Source organism: Paenibacillus sp. 598K (assembly GCF_003851045.1).
Lineage (GTDB): Bacteria > Bacillota > Bacilli > Paenibacillales > Paenibacillaceae > Paenibacillus_D.
Genome location: NZ_BFBX01000011.1, coordinates 12,734 through 32,091 on the forward strand (window position 1 = coordinate 12,734; position 19,358 = coordinate 32,091).

15 protein-coding genes and 1 tRNA gene are annotated in these 19,358 nt (G+C 60.8%); 12 read left to right on the plus strand and 4 right to left on the minus strand.

Annotation, left to right across the window (positions count from 1 at the left end):
* Nucleotides 1-707, plus strand: a 707-nt coding sequence (locus PA598K_RS04230) for a helix-turn-helix domain-containing protein (protein ID WP_185601552.1), incomplete at its 5' end; no start/stop codon positions are given.
* A 245-nt stretch (nt 708-952) separates the two neighbouring features.
* Here the strand turns inward: PA598K_RS04230 and PA598K_RS04235 are convergent.
* On the minus strand, nt 953-2,584 hold the full coding sequence (locus PA598K_RS04235; protein WP_128655673.1) for a hypothetical protein: 1,632 nt from the start codon (nt 2,582-2,584) through the stop codon (nt 953-955).
* 200 nt (nt 2,585-2,784) lie between these two features.
* Nucleotides 2,785-2,861, minus strand: a tRNA-Pro gene (locus PA598K_RS04240).
* 225 nt (nt 2,862-3,086) lie between these two features.
* Here PA598K_RS04240 and PA598K_RS04245 point away from each other — a divergent pair.
* From PA598K_RS04245 to PA598K_RS04255, 3 genes are all read left to right on the plus strand, one after another.
* The gene (locus PA598K_RS04245) at nt 3,087-4,511 is read left to right on the plus strand and encodes an ATP-binding protein (protein WP_128655675.1); all 1,425 of its coding nucleotides are present in this window, start codon (nt 3,087-3,089) and stop codon (nt 4,509-4,511) included.
* On the plus strand, nt 4,477-5,157 hold the full coding sequence (locus PA598K_RS04250; protein ID WP_128655677.1) for a response regulator transcription factor: 681 nt from the start codon (nt 4,477-4,479) through the stop codon (nt 5,155-5,157). The genes PA598K_RS04245 and PA598K_RS04250 overlap by 35 nt, the downstream gene beginning before the upstream one ends.
* 123 nt (nt 5,158-5,280) lie before the next feature.
* Entirely contained in the window at nt 5,281-5,988 is a 708-nt protein-coding gene (locus tag PA598K_RS04255; protein WP_260405260.1) for a YwaF family protein, read from the plus strand.
* Between the two features lie 44 nt (nt 5,989-6,032).
* On the opposite strand, the gene PA598K_RS04260 is transcribed toward PA598K_RS04255, so the two are convergent.
* Nucleotides 6,033-6,953, minus strand: a complete 921-nt coding sequence (locus PA598K_RS04260; RefSeq protein WP_128655680.1) for an alpha/beta fold hydrolase — start codon at nt 6,951-6,953, stop codon at nt 6,033-6,035.
* 287 nt (nt 6,954-7,240) lie between these two features.
* Between PA598K_RS04260 and PA598K_RS04265 the strand changes: the two genes are divergently transcribed.
* The gene (locus PA598K_RS04265; RefSeq protein WP_128655682.1) at nt 7,241-8,302 is read left to right on the plus strand and encodes a LacI family DNA-binding transcriptional regulator; all 1,062 of its coding nucleotides are present in this window, start codon (nt 7,241-7,243) and stop codon (nt 8,300-8,302) included.
* Nucleotides 8,303-8,720: 418 nt separating this feature from the next.
* Here the strand turns inward: PA598K_RS04265 and PA598K_RS04270 are convergent, their stop codons facing one another.
* On the minus strand, nt 8,721-9,197 hold the full coding sequence (locus PA598K_RS04270) for a glutathione peroxidase (protein WP_128655683.1): 477 nt from the start codon (nt 9,195-9,197) through the stop codon (nt 8,721-8,723).
* Between the two features lie 238 nt (nt 9,198-9,435).
* Here PA598K_RS04270 and helD point away from each other — a divergent pair, with 238 nt between their 5' ends.
* The 7 genes from helD to PA598K_RS04305 all read left to right on the plus strand — a co-directional run bounded on the left by helD (nt 9,436) and on the right by PA598K_RS04305 (nt 18,799).
* The gene (gene helD / locus PA598K_RS04275; RefSeq protein ID WP_128655685.1) at nt 9,436-11,820 is read left to right on the plus strand and encodes an RNA polymerase recycling motor HelD; all 2,385 of its coding nucleotides are present in this window, start codon (nt 9,436-9,438) and stop codon (nt 11,818-11,820) included.
* Nucleotides 11,817-12,401 (plus strand): DUF4309 domain-containing protein, encoded by a 585-nt coding sequence (locus PA598K_RS04280; RefSeq protein WP_128655687.1) that lies wholly within the window; start codon nt 11,817-11,819, stop codon nt 12,399-12,401. The genes helD and PA598K_RS04280 overlap by 4 nt, the downstream gene beginning before the upstream one ends.
* Entirely contained in the window at nt 12,398-12,697 is a 300-nt protein-coding gene (locus PA598K_RS04285) for a DUF1294 domain-containing protein (protein ID WP_260405261.1), read from the plus strand. The genes PA598K_RS04280 and PA598K_RS04285 overlap by 4 nt, the downstream gene beginning before the upstream one ends.
* Nucleotides 12,698-13,063: 366 nt before the next feature.
* On the plus strand, nt 13,064-14,233 hold the full coding sequence (locus PA598K_RS04290) for a glucose-1-phosphate adenylyltransferase (RefSeq protein ID WP_128655688.1): 1,170 nt from the start codon (nt 13,064-13,066) through the stop codon (nt 14,231-14,233).
* Nucleotides 14,230-15,342, plus strand: a complete 1,113-nt coding sequence (gene glgD / locus PA598K_RS04295; protein WP_128655689.1) for a glucose-1-phosphate adenylyltransferase subunit GlgD — start codon at nt 14,230-14,232, stop codon at nt 15,340-15,342. The genes PA598K_RS04290 and glgD overlap by 4 nt, the downstream gene beginning before the upstream one ends.
* A gap of 39 nt (nt 15,343-15,381) precedes the next feature.
* Complete coding sequence (locus PA598K_RS04300; protein WP_128655691.1) at nt 15,382-16,830, plus strand: glycogen synthase; 1,449 nt, start codon at nt 15,382-15,384, stop codon at nt 16,828-16,830.
* A gap of 1 nt (nt 16,831) precedes the next feature.
* Nucleotides 16,832-18,799 (plus strand): glycoside hydrolase family 15 protein, encoded by a 1,968-nt coding sequence (locus tag PA598K_RS04305; RefSeq protein WP_128655693.1) that lies wholly within the window; start codon nt 16,832-16,834, stop codon nt 18,797-18,799.
* Nucleotides 18,800-19,358: the final 559 nt, after the last annotated feature.

Consider the following 19,358-nt stretch of genomic DNA (forward strand, 5'->3'; position numbering starts at 1 on the left):
CGCCTGCCGCGCCGACCGTCGTGCTCGGGCGCAGCGCGGCGCTCGCCGAGCTACACGAGCCGGAGCGCCTGCCGACGGCGGACTGGCTGCGGCTCCGCTTCTCGCCGTCTACGCTGCTTGGCGTACCAGGCGGCAGCGAGCTGCTGCGTCCTTTTTATACGTCGCCGCATGGCGTGCTGCGGCCTGACCCGGCGAGCTTGGCCATGATGCGGGAGGCCTGCCGCCGATTGCGGGAGGAGGAGCATGTGCGCGCGCCGGGCTGGCGCGCGGCGAGGCAGACTTGTCTGATCGAGCTGCTTGTCCAGCTTGCCCGCGTCAGCCCCGGCGGCTCGGGGTCGGCGGGCGAGCCGCCCGACGAGCGGATCTACGAGCTGCTCGACCACATCCTGGCGCACTTGTCGAGCGAGTTGTCTGTGTCCGAGCTCGCCCAGCATTACGGGATGGGACGAACGCGCTTCTTTAACGCTTTCCGACAAGCGACTGGGCACAGTCCTACCCAGTATATCCAGATGCTGCGGATGGACCGGGCGATGCAGCAGCTGCGCGCCACGGATCGGAGCATCACCGAGATTGCCTATGCCTGCGGGTACAGCTCGCATTCGTACTTCAACAAGCACTTCAAGACGCACACCGGTCTCTCGCCGCGCCGCTATCGCGCGACAGCAGAGAGCGGCGCCGGAGCGTGTGAGAAAGCGCAGCATGCTTGAGCAGCAGTGTAGCGAGAACGCGCGATATGCGCAGGGGATATGGCTGCACGCATCCAGATCGATTAGAACATGAGCAAAGGCGTTCCTGCCCTCATCGGGTCGGGAACGCCTTTGCGCGTTGCAAGCAGGGCTATTCGCTCGCCAAGGCTTGGAACTAAAGCTTGCGCGGGCGCTTAAGCCACGCTTGGATCAGCTAGTCCAGAAGGCCGCGCCATAGACAAACCAAGGGATCGATCCGTCGACGCTTAACCCTTGGCGATCTCGAACGCCAGCTCGTAGCCGTCGCTATCCTGCGGATAGATCCGTACCTCGCGGTCGCGGAATCGCTGCGTCCAGCAGTCGGCCGGGCCGATGAGCGGCTCCGCCAGCTCACGGGCCGCGTCGCCGAGCAGGTCGGCGGCCGGCAGCCAGACGCCGCCGCCGTCGAAGCGCGCCGCTGTCTGCCAAGGCTCCGGCGCGAGCCCCTCAGCGATGAGGACGCGCGCGCCGGCTTCGGCGCGCTTACGGACCGCCCGCAGCGTGTCGGGGGAGACGAAGCTGCCGGCGACGACGATCAGCTGCGGCGCTCCGAGCTGGTCCTCCCGTGCGTAGCCGTCGAGGACAAGCGTGCTGCGCAGCGGCTGGAAGAGCGGATGGACGGCGGGCGGCTCTGCCAGCCTCAGCCCCTCCATGAGCGGGAAGCGGTCGCCTGGCACTTGGCGCTTCAGCTCATGGCGCGGGAAGCTGTAGCCCGGGATATGCAGGCAGCTGCCATGCGCAGGGATCGTGCCGTGACTGAGCAGATGCCAGGCAGCGAATACGCTCTGCGACGTCTCGGGCATCGGCGTCGCACGGTGGCCGAAGGGCCGCTCCTGCTGACCATAGTTGCTGTCGTCGCCGTGGATGAGCACGATGTCTGCGACGGCGTCGGCATGCGTCCAGTCGATCGGATGGGCGGGCACATACTCCCGCACGAAGGCCTCCCATATCTCGCCGAACACAGTGCTGCGGAACCGTTCGCCGTCGAAGCGGGCCAAGGCATCGATATTCTCCGTGAACAGATGGGTCGGTCCCATATAGTAGCCCATCCGCAGCGCCGAGGCGAACTCGGCCGGCGAGTGGCCAGGGAAGCCCGGCGTACGGATCGGCCAAGCGCCGACATCCGGTCCCCACAGGTCTGCACAGATCCAGAGCGGCACGTCGTATTGCCGGGCGGCGCCGAGCGCCGTGGAGAGCTGCAGCGGCTGGAACGATTCCTTCATAATCTTGGGGCAGAGCGCCATCCCGCCCCGCGCATGCGCGTGGAACATAACGGGGAAGACATGCTCGGCGATGAGCGGCACGCGCCGATGCTCGCCGAGCAGCGTATCGACATGACGGACGCGGTCGCTGACGGCGCGGACCACGGCGGTCTCCAGCTGATCCGTCGGCACGGCCGAAGCGCTCTCGGACGCTGCGCCCCAGTGCGGATGCCAGCTATCCTTGCGATATTGCGCCGCATTGATCTGCAGATGCTCGGGCTCATCGTAGAGCAGTCCGCATAGCACGCCTTGATCGGCTGCCGCGAGGATCGCTTCGTCAGGCAGATCGTAGCGATTGGTGCCGGGCGTCCATGGCCCGTTGATATTGCCGTATTCATTGCCCAGACAGAGCTCGATGCCGTGCTTGCGGATGTCGGCGAGCAGCTCGGCTTGTCCCTCCAGTCCGGGGAAGACGTGATGCACATAGATATCGGTGCGCAGCTGCTTCAGATAGTCCAGGAACGCTCCGGGAGTCGGTATCGGATCTTGCGACGGGTAGATGCTGCCGGTGCCGGTGCGCATGACCCGATCGGAGGCGTCGCCCGCCCATGGGTCCTGCCAGCCGATAACGGTGCCTTGCAGGCCGAATTTCATCATTCGTTCACCTCTTGATCTTGTTGATACCCTTATCGTAACATACTGCGTAAGCGCATACTTCACCTAATGTCATCGATAAGTTGCACGATCGTTCAGATGGCGTTCCCTTTCGCATATCCGGCCCGAATCAATCTCCGGAGCCTCCGCAGACGACAAAAAAACCGCCAGCCCAAATGGCGACGGTGTAAAGGTAAGTATGATGGTCGGGATGACACGATTTGAACATGCGACCCCCTGGTCCCAAACCAGGTGCTCTACCAAGCTGAGCTACATCCCGCAATACAGTTTGTGCGTCATATCAAGTCTGACAAAATCTGATGCGCACGATTGATATCATATCACGAGGCTGGGCTTGTGCGCAACTGTTTTTTATTTAGGCCAACCGCTTGCGGCAAGCTGCGAATCTGATTTTTGCGCGCCGCTTCAAAGAAAAGCGGAAACAGTGGTATAATCGAAGGTACGATCATAAACGTACATTCTACGTAGCGAAGGATAGAGGCCGATGTTGTTCGTAATTCTCGCGTTATGGGCGATGACGATTTTTCTTGTCGCCTCCAACCCCCGTTCGGCTGTGAATCGCGGACTCGGCGGGGTTGCTTTTTTTGGTGGCACCGGCGCGTTGGCGGCGCTGCTCGATGACCGGATCATCCCGCTCATCGAACGCGAGTACGGCATTACGCCGGTCAGCGATGCGCTGTTCACCCTTCAGGCGGCCTCGTCGGTTAGTTCTTATTACGGCGTGCCTTATTTTTTTCTGTTGTTCGCGCTTGCATACCGGCCGGTCGAATGGGTGGAGAGGCGCAAGACAGCGGTCGTCCTGGCGCTCCTGGTGCCGATCCTCGTCAGTCTGCTCGCGACGCCGCCCTACAATGAGATGTATCCGATTACGTTTCGTTTCGTCATCTGGTGGACGGTGCCTTATATGCTGACCGGCGCTCTGCTGGTGCTGAGCAAGCGCTCCGTCCACGCGCTGCAGGCGCGCACGCACGGCATCGTCTGTCTGGCCGTATTGCCGCCCGCCCTCATCTTCATGACGCTCAACTATGTGTTCCCAAGCTTCGGCATGTTGCGGATGTGGGTATATAATACGTGGTTCGTCGGTCTGGGCTTCGCCATCTTCGTCATCGGCCTGTTCACCTACGGCTTCCTCGGCGTGCGGGTGCTGATCGACCGGCGGCGGCTCGACTCGACGTTGCGGGCAGTGACGTCGGGGACGGCGATCCTCAACCACGCGATCAAAAACGACATCGGCAAGGCCAAGCTGTTCAGCGAAAAAATCCGCAGCCACGCTGTCGCTACCGGACAGGACGAGCTGCAGGAGGATATCGAGACGGTGCTGCAATCGGCCAGACATATCGAGGAGATGATCAGCCGCGTCCACCGGCGCACCGAGGATCTCGTGCTGAAGCCGGCCGAGGTCGATCTCGGGCAGCTGATCCAGGACGTCGTCAAGCCGCATCGCCAGCTCTCGGAGTCGCTGGAGATCACTGTGGAAGTGAGTGCGGGTTGGCGATGCCAGCTTGATCCGGCTCAGGTCGCAGAGGCGCTGAACAATCTGGTCTCCAACAGCATCGATGCGATGAAGCGACAAGGGCGGCTGTTGGTCGCGCTCACCGAGACGAAGCGGGAGCTGATCATCGAGGTAAGGGATACGGGCGGCGGCATGCCAAAGGAAGCGATCCGCAAGGCATTCGAGCCGTTCTACACGACGAAGAGCGGCAGCGGCTCCAACTTTGGCCTCGGCTTGCCCTACGCCTACCATGTGATGAGCAAGCACGGCGGTCGGCTGCTGCTGCGCAGCAAGTCAGGCGAGGGGACGACGGCGACGATGGTGTTCCCGAAGCGCAGCATCCGCGCTGCGCGCGTCAGCGAGATAATAGAGGGGGAGAAGGATGGAGAGCATCAAGCTATGGATCGTCGAGGATGACAGGGAGTGGCTGCGCGGTCTAAAGGCGTATCTCGGGGCGCAGCAGGGCGTGCAGATCGTCTTTGCATCGGATCAGCCGCAAGAGGTGCGGCAGGCAATCGCGGAGCAGCCCGCGCCCGATGTGGTGCTGATGGATATTATGCTGCATGGCCAGCCGGAGGGCGTCGTGCTCGCTGAGGAGATCGGCGCGGCGACAGGCGCGTCGGTCATCATGCTGACCTCGATGGAGGAAAAGGAGCTGATCTTCCGCTCGTTCCACGCCGGAGCGATCGATTACCGGATCAAATCAAACTACGAGGAGCTGCCGGAGGCGATCCGTTCGGCGTACGCCAAGCGGTCGGCGATCAGTCCGGTCGCGGCCGAGCAGATGCGCGAGGAATTCCGCAGGCTGAAGGCGCTCGAGCGCGAGTTCGAGACGCAGAAGCTGAGGGCGCTCATCACGCCCTCCGAGCTCCAGCTGCTGGAGCTGGTCGACCAGGGCTATACGCAATCGCAGATTGCCGAGCGGCAGTTCGTGTCGATCCGCACCGTCAAAAATCACATCGGCAACGTGCTGAAAAAGCTCGGTCTGAGCGGCTCCAAGGAGGCGGCGGGCAAAGCGCGGGAGATGGGACTGTTCGGCGGCGAGGACCGCGAAGGCAAATAACAGGCAAGAGGACGGGCAGCGGAGATGCTGACGGCGAGTCGCAAGCAGTACCAGGGAAAGTTGGGACTGGTCGCGTCACATGGCCTCTCTCATAATGGAAGGAAACGGGAGGTGACAGTCGAGATGCGATTCGAATGGTTGTCTGCGGCGCATCTGGCGGCGCTGGCCGTCTCGCTGGCAGCCTGGGCGCTAATGATCCGCTATCGCGAGCGGCTTCGTCTGCCCCGTGCGAACCGAATCATGCGCTGGAGCCTGATCGGCGTGCTGCTGGCGAGCGAGGCATCTTTGCAGCTATGGCATGTCGTCAATGGCACCTGGGGCGTGCAGGCCTGGCCGCTGCAGCTGTGCAGCATGACGCTTTTGCTGTCGGCCGTGCTGCTGCTGTCGCGGGGACGCCGACTGTACGAGATCTGTTTCTTCCTTGGTATCCTCGGCGCGCTGCAAGCGCTGCTGACGCCGAATCTGGATTATACGTTTCCGCATTTTCGCTATGTGCAGTTCTTCCTGGCTCATAGCGCGATTATCGCGACGAGCGTCTTTATGACGGCCGTCGAGCGTTATCGACCGACTGCGGGCTCGGTCGTGCGGGCGGTCCTGTGGCTGCATGTGCTGGCCATCCCGGCGTACCTGGCCAATCTGTGGACCGGCAGCAACTTTATGTTCCTGAGCCGCAAGCCGTCGACAGGCTCGATCCTCGATCTGCTCGCGCCGTGGCCCTGGTATTTATTGCAGCTGGAGCTGATCGTCTGGGCGCTTTGCTATATGCTGTACGTGCTGCTCCTGCTCACCGATCGTCTGGCTCGTAGCAAACGCGCGACAAGCCCCGGCTGATCGCCGGGGCCGCTGTGAGTCATCTAGTGATACAGTAGAAACGTCTAGCGATGTTGAGTCAGCCACCCGATGATATCCGAGGTGGCTTCTTCGCGATTGAGCTCGTTGAGCAGCTCGTGGCGCGCTTGCGGGTAGAGGATCAGCTTGACGTCGCGGATGCCTGCTCCCTTGAACAGCTCCATGATCTCGACGGCGCCTGCTCCGAACACGGAGGCGGGGTCCTGGTCGCCGCTGATGATCAGGACGGGCAGGCGCTCCGAGATGTTGCGGACCTCAGCCGGATCATAGATCCGCATGTACTCTCTGGCCATCTCATAGAGGAAGCCTGCCGTCACCGGCGCTTGCACATAAGGATCGGCGAGATACTTGTCGACCTCCGCCTCGTCGCGCGTAATCCAGTCCGCGTGTGTGCGTGCAGGCTGGAAGCTGGCATTCATCGCGCCGAAGACGCTATCGAGCAGCGCCGGGTCGACATGGTCGTAGCCATGCTCGCGGATCGCCGCTTGCGACAGCGAGATGGCGTTGTCGAGCAGGCTCTGGAGATGCGCAGGGCCGCATAGCACGACGCCGCCCAGCTCGGCGCCGCCGTTCTGCTGCAGGTAGTGGCGGGTGATGATCGTGCCCATGCTGTGGGCGAAGATATAGATCGGCACATCGCCGCATTCCTGCGCTGCGAGCTGTCGGAGCTGATGCAGATCGGTCGCCAGAGCGGCGAACTCCTGCTCGCGCAGCGTCGTCAGCCCGGGCGTAATCCGTGTCCTGCCGTGCCCGCGTTGATCGTGGATATAAGTGACGAAGCCGTGCGACGCCAGCTCGCTAGCGAAGCGCTCGTATCGCCCCGCATGCTCGAGGATGCCGTGGACGACGAGCACGACGCCGCGCGGTGCGATGCCGGTTTCTGGCTCATGCTTGTCCGCATGGATGGTAACGCTATCATTTGCAACGAACGAAATGGCTGTTTTCATAGTCGTGTCTCCTCTTCTATAGGGGGATAGGTTGTTGCGGCGGATTCGGGAGGTATAGAAAAAGCCACGAACAGACCGCCCTCTGTACAGAGGGCGCAGCTGCCGTGACTCTCCCGTTCTCCACCACAAGTATTAACTTGCCCTCATCGTAACTTATTTGCACGGCGGCTGTCAAATATAGTCTGCTTCACTCGCGCCATCGCTTGCTTTTTGAGGCTTGCTCTGGTATAGATGAACGTATACTAGCGAATCACAATATTTTAGTAGAAAGCGGCTGACACACGATTATGGGCAAAAAAGTCTCGATGCAGCAAATTGCCGATTACCTGGGCGTCTCCAAATTTGTCGTGTCCAAGGCGCTCTCTGGCAAGGGCGGCGTCAGCGAGCAAACGAAGGAGCGGGTCATCCAGGCAGCCTCCCAGCTCGGTTATTTTGCGCAGGGCGGCACAGGGGTCCGCGCTCCTGAGGTTGTGCCTGCAGCAGCCAAGCCGCGCACGCGGCAAAAGAAAATCGTCATCGTGCTGATGCCGAATATCCGCTTCCAGACCCGGGAGTCGACGTATTGGGGCAAGATCGTCAACGGCATCTCCGCCAAGCTGGAGGAGGACGGTCTGGGCATCCTGATCGTCTCCGAGCATAGCGTCGACCATTTCATGGATATCTTGAATCCCAAGGGGATCATGGGGCTGATCGGCGTCGGCGCGATCGCCTCGTCGCTGCTGCTGGAGATCCACCGGATGGGCATACCGATGGTGCTGGTCGACCATGAGGACGCGCTGATTCCGACAGATACTGTATTCGTCAACAACACCGACTGCATGTATCGTCTTACGCGATACATGATCGGTCTTGGCCATCGCGAGCTTCAGTTTGTCGGCAGCAACCAGTTTTCCCGCAGCTTCAAGGACCGCTGGATCGGCTTCCGGACCGCGCTGGAGGAAGAGCTCGGCGCTGCAGCGGCGGGCGAGGAGAGACTGTTGACGGTCAGCGGTCTGGATGGTCTGGAGGCCCAGGCCCAGGTAACGGCCTGGGCGAGCAGGGCGCAGACGGAAGGCAGGCTGCCGAGCGCCTGGCTGTGCGCCAATGATTTTATCGCGATTGCAGTGGCTCAAGCATTGGCAGCGCTCGGACTGAATTTGCCGGGCGATGCGGCGATTACCGGCTTTGACAATATCGAGGATGCCTATCGGCACCAGCCGCCTTTGACGACGGTCAACGTCCCGAAGGAGACGCTCGGCCGTCGGGCCGTCGAGCGGCTGCTGGCGCGGATCGCCAAGCCTTCCGAGCCGCTCGACAAGCTGCTGGTCAACGGCGAAATGTTGTACCGTGAGTCGACGCTGTTGAAGTGAGGGACATGCTGTAGGGGAAGCGGCAGCTGACTAGACGAAAAGACGCTTTCACCCGCGATACAAGCAGGGTGAAAGCGTCTTTTGTACAATTCTAAGAAATATTCTCCGCCAATGCTCCTCCTGTCCTACAAAGGACGACGAAAGCGATTGGCGCTGTAACCCGACTTGACTTTAACGCTCGCCACGGCGCTTATTTCCGTATTTTTCCTGACGTGGAGATCGTAACGCTCGCCACAGCGCCTATTTGCGAAAAAATGCCTGTTTTAGCGCAGTTTGACCAAAATAAGCTCCGTGGCGAGCGTAAGAATAGGAACCCCTGGCTTTTCGGCTAAATAAGGCCGAGGGCGAGCGTTAGAATCGGGGATGACCCTGAAGGGGTCACCGTAAGTGCCGAAAACACACCGTCTCGAGCGGGCCGCTACAGCAGCGCTTCGATGTCGGCGGTCAGCTGCGCGGGCTCTGTGCGGGCGCTGAATTGCTTGACGGTGTTGCCCTCGCGATCGACGAGGAACTTGACGAAGTTCCACTCGATGTCTCCGGTCCGGTACGGCTCGGGCACGGAGGAGACCAGATGCGCGAACAACGGATGCGCATGCTCGCCCTTGACGTCGACCTTGGCGAACATCGGGAAGGTGACCTTGTAATTCAGCTCGCAGAACGATTTGATCTCTTCTTCGGTCCCCGGCTCCTGGCCGGCAAACTGGTTGCATGGGAAGCCGAGCACGACCAACCCTTGCTCGCGATACGTGTCATAGAGCTGCTGCAGCCCCTCGTAGTGCGGCGTCAGCCCGCATGCGCTGGCTGTGTTGACGATCAGCAGCGCCTTGCCGCGGTAAGCGGCCAGCGTTGTCGTCTCGCCGTCGATCGTCGTAACCGAGATATCATAGATAGACATATGTAACCCTCCAGCAAAAGTAGATTGAATTTCAAAAAGACCTCCAGATTGATTTCGGAAGCCTAAAGTGGTAAAGTATAATCTGGTGACTCTAACTACAAGAAAAATAGCCGAGAAACCTAAGAGATGCTAACTTTAATTATAAGGCCTCGACAAGCAGATGTCAAGCAGGGAGTGCAATGGCTCGGACTTGGCGAGGCGCAGGCGTGCATGGTTACAAGAAAGAGAGGTCGAATCCATGAGCATGACGGAACAGGATTGGCAAGCAGAGCAAAGACGCGTCAACGACGTCGTCCGCGCCATCTCTCGCGAGCTCGAGCAGTTGGAGCGGGAGACGGGCGAGGTGCAGAGCGAGGCCTCCGAGATCAAGAAAAACTTCTGGGATGAAGTCACGATTAACTTCAGTACTAGCGAGGATATAACGGAAACCTACTTTAGCATGAAGCAGCAGGCTGACCTGCTCTCCGAGCGGGAGCGCAGTCTGCGTCACGCGGCCGCTGCGATCGACAAGTATAGAAGACTCGCCAAGTCGCCGTATTTTGGCCGCATCGATTTCCGGGATGAGCAGTTGGGGACAACGGATCGCATCTACCTGGGCATCGCTTCTTACCTTGATGAGCAGACGGACACCTTCCTCGTCTACGATTGGCGAGCGCCCATCTCCAGCTTGTATTACGACTATGGGCCCGGTCCGGCAGCGTATGATACGCCAGGCGGCGAGGTGCGCGGCGAGCTGTTGCTGAAGCGACAGTTCGTCATCAAGGACGGTCGCATCGAGCTGCTGTTCGATACGGGCTTGACGATCGGCGACGAGCTGCTCCAGCAGGCGCTCAGCCGTACGAGCGATCAGCAGATGCGCTCGATCGTCGCGACGATCCAGAAGGAGCAGAACCGGATCATCCGCGACGAGCGCAGCCGCATGCTGATCGTCCAGGGGGCGGCAGGCAGCGGCAAGACGTCGGCGGCGCTGCAGCGGGTCGCCTATCTGCTCTATCGGCATCGCGAGACGCTGCAGGCGGAGCAGATGGTGCTGTTCTCCCCCAATCCGCTGTTCAACAGCTATGTCTCGACGGTGCTGCCGGAGCTGGGCGAGCAAAATATGGCGCAGACGACGTTCCAGGAATACCTCGATCGGCATCTAAGCGGCACATTCAACGTGGAGGACCCGTTCACCCAGATCGAGTATGTGCTCCAGGAAGCCTCCGAGCCCGGCTATGAGGCGAGGCTGGCTGGCATCCGCTACAAGTCTTCGTCGGCCTATCTGAATACGTTGCTGCGCTACGTCAAGCAGCTCGAAACGTCGGGCATGGCATTCCGGGCGGTGAAGTGCCAGGGTCAGACGGTTGTATCGTCGGCGGAGCTGCGGGAGCGATTCTACGCGATGGACGGATCAATTCGGCTGGCCAACCGCATCGTGCTGCTAGAGGAATGGGTGCAGGAGCGGATCAATGCGTTCGAGATCGTACAGTGGGACCGACCATGGGTGGAGGAGCAGATCGAGCTGCTCTCGCCGGAGCAGTACCAGCGGGCCTACCAGAAGCTGCGCAAGCTGAATCGCGACAAGCTCGAAACCTTTGATGATCAGGAGAAGGAAAAGGAATTGCTGGCAAAGCTGGTCGTACGGGAGCGGCTCAAGCCGATTCGGCGCCGGGCGGCCGAGCTCACGTTCGTCGATTATGTGAAGCTGTATGTGCAACTGTTCGAGCAGCCGCACTTGTATGAGGCTGCCGCCAGAGCTGGAGAGGCCCCGCAGGCGTGGCCCGAGATCTGCGAGCGCACGGCGCAAGCGATCCGCAATCGGATACTGCCTTACGAGGACGCGACGCCATTCCTCTACGTCAAGGAGCTCATCCAGGGGTTCGAGACCAATACGAACGTGCGGCATGTGATCGTCGACGAGGCGCAGGACTATTCGGCGTTCCAGCTGGAGTTCCTGAAGCGGCTGTTCCCTCGCGCGCGCATGACGGCGCTCGGCGATCTCAATCAGGCGATCTACGCGCACACGTCGGTGATGGGCGAGAGCGAGCCGTTGATCATGCTCTACGGCGAGGAGCATACCGGCATGATCCGGCTGACCCGCAGCTATCGCTCGACGCGCGAGATCGTAGAGTTCACTCGCGGGATGGTCGAGGGAGGAGAAGCGATCGTGCCGTTCAACCGGAGCGGCGATAAGCCGATCGTCACGATCGTCTCCGGCCAGGAGGCGCATGATGCAGCCTTGCAGGCTACGGTAGAGGAGCTGCGTCGCGAGAGCTATAGCTCGATCGCGATCATCGGCAGGACGGCGGCCGAGTGCGCGGCGTTGCACGAGCGGCTCGGCGAACGCTGGCAGGCGCATCTGATCCGCAAGGAGACGTCGGCCTTCCACCCGGGCGTCCAGATCATCCCCGCCTATCTGGCCAAGGGGGTAGAGTTCGATGCGGTCGTTATCCTCGACGCCTCGGAGCGCAGCTACGGCAGGGAGCTCGAGCGCAAGCTGTTCTACACGGCTTGCACCCGCGCGATGCATGAGCTGCGGCTGCTGTCGGCGGGCGAGCTGAGCGGCTTCATCCGGGCGCTGGATCCTCAGCTGTACACCATCCGACAATACGAGGCGAGCGTGACCGGGGAGGAGCGTCGATGAGCACGAACAGATGGCAGCGCGGCTTGCTGATCGCCCTGTTGCTCGCGATTGCGCTTGCGGGCTGCAGCTCGCCCGCCCAGACCGTTCCGGGAGAGACGCCGGGACCGGATGCGGAGTCGCCTCCCGGGGCCGACCCGTTCCCGCCGAGCGCCTACGAGGGCAAGCTGGAGGGGCTTCCTTACGGGCTTGGCGACTTGACCGAGGGCATGATCGAGGAGCTGGGCGAGCCCGAGACGATGGATTACTTTACGGGCGGGCTCTACTTTGCCTATCCTGAGGCGGTTTATTTTACGGATGCCTCGCTGCGCGACGACGATTCGGTAGCGCCCGGCAGCGTCAAGCGGATCGGCCTGCGTCCAGGCACGACGCTGTTCGGCGTCACGGTAGGCGACTCCTTCGCGGCGATCGCGGGCGTGCTGGGCGAGCCTGCCGCAGTTCATTCGCCTGCGGACAACGCCGAGGACGGCTACTATGAAGGGCTCTGGTCGGCGCATTATCGGATCGGCGACTATGAGCTGGTCTTCGTCGCGGATACCGAGGACGGGGCCAGCACGGCTGCCTACTATGAGGTGGCGGCATGACAGGCAGCGCAGCTATTCCTTATCTAGGGCCGCTAACGGCGCTGGCATGGCTGTTGCTGCTAGGCGTCGCGGGGATTGCAATGATGGCGTACGACAAGGGCCGATCCCGTCGTCCCGGAGCCAGACGCATCCCCGAGCGGCGACTGCTGCTCTTGGCGCTGGCGGGAGGGGCGACCGGCATGTGGTGGGCGATGCGCCGCTATCGCCACAAGACCAAGCATCGCGCCTTTGCGATTGGTTTGCCGCTGTTGACGTTCGTGCATGCAGGCATCCTGCTCTTTTTATTCCTTTTTTGAGACATCTGGCCCCGCAGGGGGCCTTTTCTTCGTTCCCCCTAACCCCCTTGTTTCAAACGCCAAAAAACAAGATAATATAGGTAGAAGCAGCCTGTATTTTACAAGAAGGGAGGAGCTGGCTGCCGCAGCGTGCGTCGAACCTCACTTTTGGGGTGCGAATCTCGTAAATTCATAGTATAATGTTAACAACCACTGCAATGTCATCTTATTTTACACCTTCTTAACAATGGCAATCCCTTCCATCCTATCAGATGGCCTGGCATGAACGCCTGGCCAGATTCATTTCTTCATCCGTAACAGCTCCTGTCCACGAACGACAGATGTATACCCGGACAGGGAATTCACATCATCGAGGGAGTGGTGTCCATGGCACGAAAAAAAATGGTGGCCATGCTTCTTGCCGGAGGCGAAGGCAAACGACTGGGCGTCCTGACCAAGGATCTCGCCAAGCCAGCCGTTCACTTCGGCGGCAAATACCGGATTATCGACTTTACGCTTAGCAATTGCGCACACTCGGGCATCGATACCGTAGGCGTGCTTACGCAGTATCAGCCGCTCGTCCTCAACCAGTATCTCGGCATCGGCAGCCCGTGGGGACTCGACCGACGCGATGGCGGCATGTCGGTCCTCCCGCCTTATGTCAAGTCCAAGGGCGGCACTTGGTATAAAGGAACCGCCAATGCCATCTATCAAAATATGGGCTTCATCGATAGCTACGACCCCGAGTACGTCCTGGTCATCTCCGGCGACCATATCTATACGATGGATTATGACCAGATGCTCCAGGATCACAAGGACAAGGGAGCGGATGCGACGATCGCGGTCATCGAGGTGGACTGGAAGGAAGCTAGCCGGTTCGGCCTGATGAGCGTCGACGAGCAGAACCGCGTCACGGATTTCCAGGAGAAGCCGAAGAAGCCGCAGAGCAACCTCGCCTCCATGGGCGTCTATATTTTCTCGTGGCCGGTGCTGCAGCAGTACCTGATTCAGGATGAGGCCAACCCACGCTCCTCCAACGACTTCGGCAAGGACATCATCCCTGCCATGCTCGAGAGCGGCATCAAGCTGAATGCTTATCCGTTCCGCGGCTACTGGAAGGATGTCGGCACGATCGAGAGTTTGTGGGAGGCGAATATGGATCTGCTGGAGGAGCAGCCGCCGCTTGATCTGCATGACAAAAACTGGCGCATCTATTCGGTGAACCCGAACCGTCCTGCCCAGTATGTATCCGAGGACGCCGAGGTGACGTCATCGCTTATTACGGAGGGATGCTTCGTCGAAGGCAAGGTCCATCGCTCCGTACTGTTCAACGGCGTGCAGGCGGCCAAAGGCACGATTATCCGCGAATCGGTCATCATGCCGGGCGTCAAGATCGGCGAAGGCGTGCAGATCTACCGCGCGATCATCGGCGAGGGCGCCATCATCGCAGACGGCGTAACGATCGGCAAGCCCGAGGGCGAGACCATCACGGTCGTCGCCAGCGACGAATATGTGGACAGCAGCTCACAAGCGCTCCTGGAGGTGGAACAGCCATGAATCATAACTTAATGGGCGTCATTAATCTCATCCATGAGCCGGATGAGCTGGAATCGCTGACGACAGGCCGCTGTCTGGCGACAGTGCCGTTCGGCGCGCGTTATCGCCTCATCGACTTCACCATGTCGAGCATGGTGAACTCCGGTATCTCCAATGTCGGGGTATTCGCGCATACGAAGTATCGGTCGCTGATGGACCATCTCGGCTCGGGCAGCCACTGGGATCTGCATCACCGGCAGAGCGGCCTGTTCGTGCTGCCGCCGGTCGCCGAGGATATGAGCGACCTGCACAAGGGCGACCTATTCCACTTTTTCCAGCACCGCGATTTCTTCTTGCGCAGCAAAGCCGAGTACGTCGTCGTTGCGCGCAGCCATATGATCTGCAACATCGATTTCAATCTGGTGCTCGCCGATCATCTGGCCAAGGGTGCGGATATTACGGTTGTCTGCAAGCGGCAGAGCGATCATCTGAGCGGCAAGGCTCGCAAGGTGGAGCTCGACGCCAGTCGGCGCGTCATCGGCATGCAGGATCATTACGGGCGGATGAAAAGCGATCTCGTCTCGATGGAGATGTATGTCATGAAGAAAGAGCTGCTGCTCGATCTCGTCGAGACGTCGCTGGCGCAGGGGCAGGACCATCTCGTCCGCCACGCAATCATGTCGCGATTTGATGCGCTGCACATTAACGGCTACCTGTACGAAGGTTATCTGGGCATCATCAACACAATGACCAGCTATTACCGCAACTCGCTGGAGCTGCTCAAGCCGCAAGTGTGGCGGGAGCTGTTTTTCGAGCCGGGTCCGATCTTCACCAAGGTCAAGGACGAGCCGCCGGCCTCCTATCTCGAGGGCGCTAAGGCGAGCAACTCGCTGATCGCCAACGGCTGCGTCATCGAGGGGACGGTCATCAACAGCATCCTCTTCCGGGGCGTCAAGGTGCGCAAAGGCGCGGTCGTGCGCAACAGCATCATCATGCAAAACGGCGAAGTTGGCGAGGGCAGCTCGCTGGATCATGTGATCATGGACAAGGAAGTGCACATCGAGGCCGGTCGCGACATCCGCGGCGTCATCGATGCGCCGTATCTGGCCAACAAGCGTAAAGTCATCTGATCCTGGAGAGGCTACGCGCAAAGATGGGGGTGGAGAGAGATGAACCTGCTGTTTGCCGTCTCCGAAGCTGCCCCGCTGGCCAAAGCCGGCGGCCTTGGCGATGCCGTGTCGGCGCTCGCCAAGGCGCTCGCGGGCGATCATGGCATTCGGACGACGATCATCCTGCCTTGTTACCGAGACCTTGCCGCGGAGCACCGTCGGGCGTTCCGCGAGATACATAGCTTTGTTGTGGCGTTGGGCTGGCGCAGACAGCCCTGTCGGCTGCTTGCCGGCGAGGTCGACGGCCAGTCCTTCCTGCTGATCGACAATCCGTATTACTTTGGGCGCGGCGGCATCTACGGCTACGACGATGAAGCGGAGCGGTATGTATTTTTCTGCCTGGCCGTCGTCGCGGCGCTGCCTCTGCTGGGCGAGCAGCCAGACATCTTGCACTCTCACGACTGGCAGAGCGCGCTCATCCCTTATCTGCTCAAGACGAGAGAGGAGCGGGAGGGATCGCCGGCGCCGATCCGCACCGTATTTACGATCCACAATATGCTCTACCAGGGCCGACTGCCGCTCGCGCTGATGGCCGATCTGCTCGGCGTCGCCGTGGAGACGCTGACGAGCGAGACGCTGGAGCTATACGGCGAGGCTTGCTGTCTGAAGGCTGGTCTGCTCTATGCCGATCGGCTGACGACGGTGAGCGAGAGCTATCTGGAGGAGATCCAGACCGCCGAGCATGGCGGTCAGCTCGACGGGGTCATCCGCAGCAGGAGGGCGGATATCTCGGCCTGGGCCAACGGCATCGATACGGCCGTCTACGACCCGATGACCGATCCGGCGCTGATCATGCCCTATCGCAACGCACTGGCCAAAAAAGCCCGCAACAAGGTGGCGCTGCAAACCCGTCTCGGGCTGCCGGAGGCGGCGGATGTGCCGCTGGTCGGCATCGTCACCCGTCTGACCTGGCAGAAGGGGCTCGAGCTGATCGAGGAAGCGCTGGATGAGCTGGCCGCCATCCCGCTGCAGCTCGTTGTGCTGGGAGCGGGCGAACCGGAGGAAGAATCGCAGGTACGGGCGTGGGCCGACCGTTATCCCGAGCAGGTCGCCGTGACGATCGGCTTCGACGAAGCGCTGGCGCGGCAGATCTACGCCGCCTCCGATCTGTATCTGATGCCCTCGCGCTACGAGCCGTGCGGGCTGAGCCAGCAGATCGCGATGCAGTATCGCGCGGTGCCCGTCGTCCACGCGACAGGCGGACTGCGGGACACCGTGCGCCCCTTTGATGAGGCCACCGGCCAAGGCGAAGGCTTCGTCTTCGCGCCCCACACCCCCGAGGCGATGCTGACGGCGATCCGCGCTGCGGTGAGCGTCTACCGGGCCCCCGAGCGCTGGAAGCGTCTGGCGTCCGCCGCTGCCAGGCGGGACCTGAGCTGGAGGCGTCCGGCGAGCCGCTACGCGTCGCTCTACCGGGAGCTTTTGGACGATCGAAAGGAGAAGATTTGAAATGGCAAGACAACTGGTAATCGGCAACGGCAAACTTCTCGTCAACCTGGACCAGAACTGCTATATCCGCGACATCTACTTTCCCTTCGTCGGTCAGCTAAATCATGTCGGCGGCCAGCAATGCCGCTTCGGCGTATGGGTGGACGGCTCCTTCTCATGGCTGGGCGATCAGGAGTGGCAGATCACGCTTGGCTACGTTGAGGACTCCCTGGTGACCAATGTGACGGCCCGTCACGAACGGCTCGGTCTCGAGCTGCAGCTCAATGACGGCATCCACCAACGCGAGACAATCTATATCAAGCGGGTCGTCGTGCGCAATCTGAGGAAGGAGCAGCGCGAGGTGCGGCTGTTTTTCCACCAGGACCTTGTCATCGAGGGGACGGAGGTTGGCGATACGGCGGCGTATTATCCGGAGAACCATACGCTTTTCCACTACAAGCGCTCGTCGTACTTCATGTTCAACGGCTTCTCGGAGGAAGGCGGCATTCATCAGTACTCGACGGGGATCAAACGCTTCGGCTCCGCCGAAGGGACGTGGCGCGACGCCGAGGACGGCGTGCTGATGGGCAACTCGATCTCGCAGGGCTCGGTGGACAGCACGATCAGCTTCCGCACGGTTGTGCCACCAGAGAGCGAGCGTACGGTGTACTACTGGATGTCGATCGGCAAGGACCTCACCGAGGTCAAGCGGCTCAACCAGTACGTCCAGGACAGCCACCCCGAGAAGCTGCTCAGCCGTGTTGTTATCTACTGGAATCACTGGCTCTCCCGCTCCGAGATGGATTTCGGCGATCTGCCGAAGCCGGTCATCGGCTTGTACAAAAAAAGCTTGCTGATGGTCCGCACGCAGATCGATGAGCGTGGCGCGATCCTGGCGGCCAACGATACCGATATCTTGCAATACAATCGCGACCATTACAGCTATATGTGGCCGCGCGACGGAGCGCTAATCGCCGATGCGATGTCGCTGGCGGGCTACCAGAGTGTCGTCGGACCGTTCTTCCAGTTCTGCGCGGATGGTCTGTCGCCCGAGGGCTATCTGTATCACAAGTACAATCCGGACGGCACGGTCGGCTCGAGCTGGCATCCGTATATCGTGCAAGGCAGCGAGCGTATCCCGCTCCAGGAGGATGAGACAGCGCTGGTGCTGTATGCCCTCTGGAAGGACTACACCCGGCATCGCGTCATCGAGCTGCCGCAGTCGCTCTACAGCAACCTGATCCGCAAGGCGGCGCAGTTCCTCGGCAGCTACATTGAGCCGACGCTCGATCTGCCGAAGCCGAGCTATGATCTGTGGGAGGAGCGCTACGGCATCTGGACGTACACGGCGGCCTCGGTATATGGCGGCCTGATGGCGGCGGCGTACTTTACCGATCTGTTCGGGGATTACGAGCGCAGCGATCACTATCGCAGCATCGCTGACAAGATGAAGGAGGCGATGATCCGCCATCTGTGGGATGAAGAAGCCGGACGATTCGCGCGCGGGCTCGTCCTCAAGGATGACGAGTGGGTGAAGGATATGACGCTCGAGAGCAGCATGTTCGCCGTCCATGAGTTCGGCGTGCTGCCGGTCACCGACGAGCGGGTCGTCCGTACGATGGCGTCGATCCGCGACGGACTGGGCGTACGCACCGAGGTAGGAGGTATCGCTCGCTACACCAATGACTATTACTTCCAGCATTCCGGCGATATCGAGAAGGTGCCGGGCAACCCGTGGATCATCTGTACACTGTGGGTCGCCAACTACGAGATCGACTCCGCCACGGAGCTGTCCCAGCTGGCCAAGCCAAGGCAGACGCTCGAGTGGGTCGTCGGCTCGGCGCTCGCCAGCGGCGTGCTGCCGGAGCAGCTCCATCCATATGATGGCTCGCCGCTCTCGGTGGCGCCGCTCACCTGGTCGCATGCTACGTATGTGCAGAGCGTGTGCAAATACGCTGCCAAGTATGCGGAGCTCAGCGGACAGGCCTGAAGCAGCCAAGCAAAGTAAACATAAATGCTTCACGACAAAAAAAGCCGGTCCCCTGGGGACCGGTTCTTCGCATGCCCGGCCGCTCTTGCGGCCGGGCAGGTTGGGCTACCTACCAGAGGCAGGCGCGAGTGATGATGACCAGAAGAATGAACAGAACCAGAATTGCGCCTACGTTGTTGAAAGGACCGCAACCCACTCCACCTACGCCGCCTACTGGACCGCAGCCTGCACCACCTACAGGGTATCCCACAGTACATACCTCCTGAATTGTTTTTGTTGGTCGCGTGCGAATCGTGACTGCCGCACTCGCTCGGTGCGAGCGATCTGTCTGCGTTGGTCGCCTTCGCACGGGGTGTGATGCTTTAGATCACAATGTAATGTATGTCAAAGGGGGCGAATGGTTATGGACGTTTGACCCGGTAGGGCACATTCAGGCGGATGCCTAGTATTGCGAAGTCGAGGCGGGCGGACGGGTAGACAAGGGGGTCTGAAACTGCCGGATATGCTTGATCCGCGACTCGGCCTGCGTCGACAGACCGTTGCCGGCCTGTACCATGGA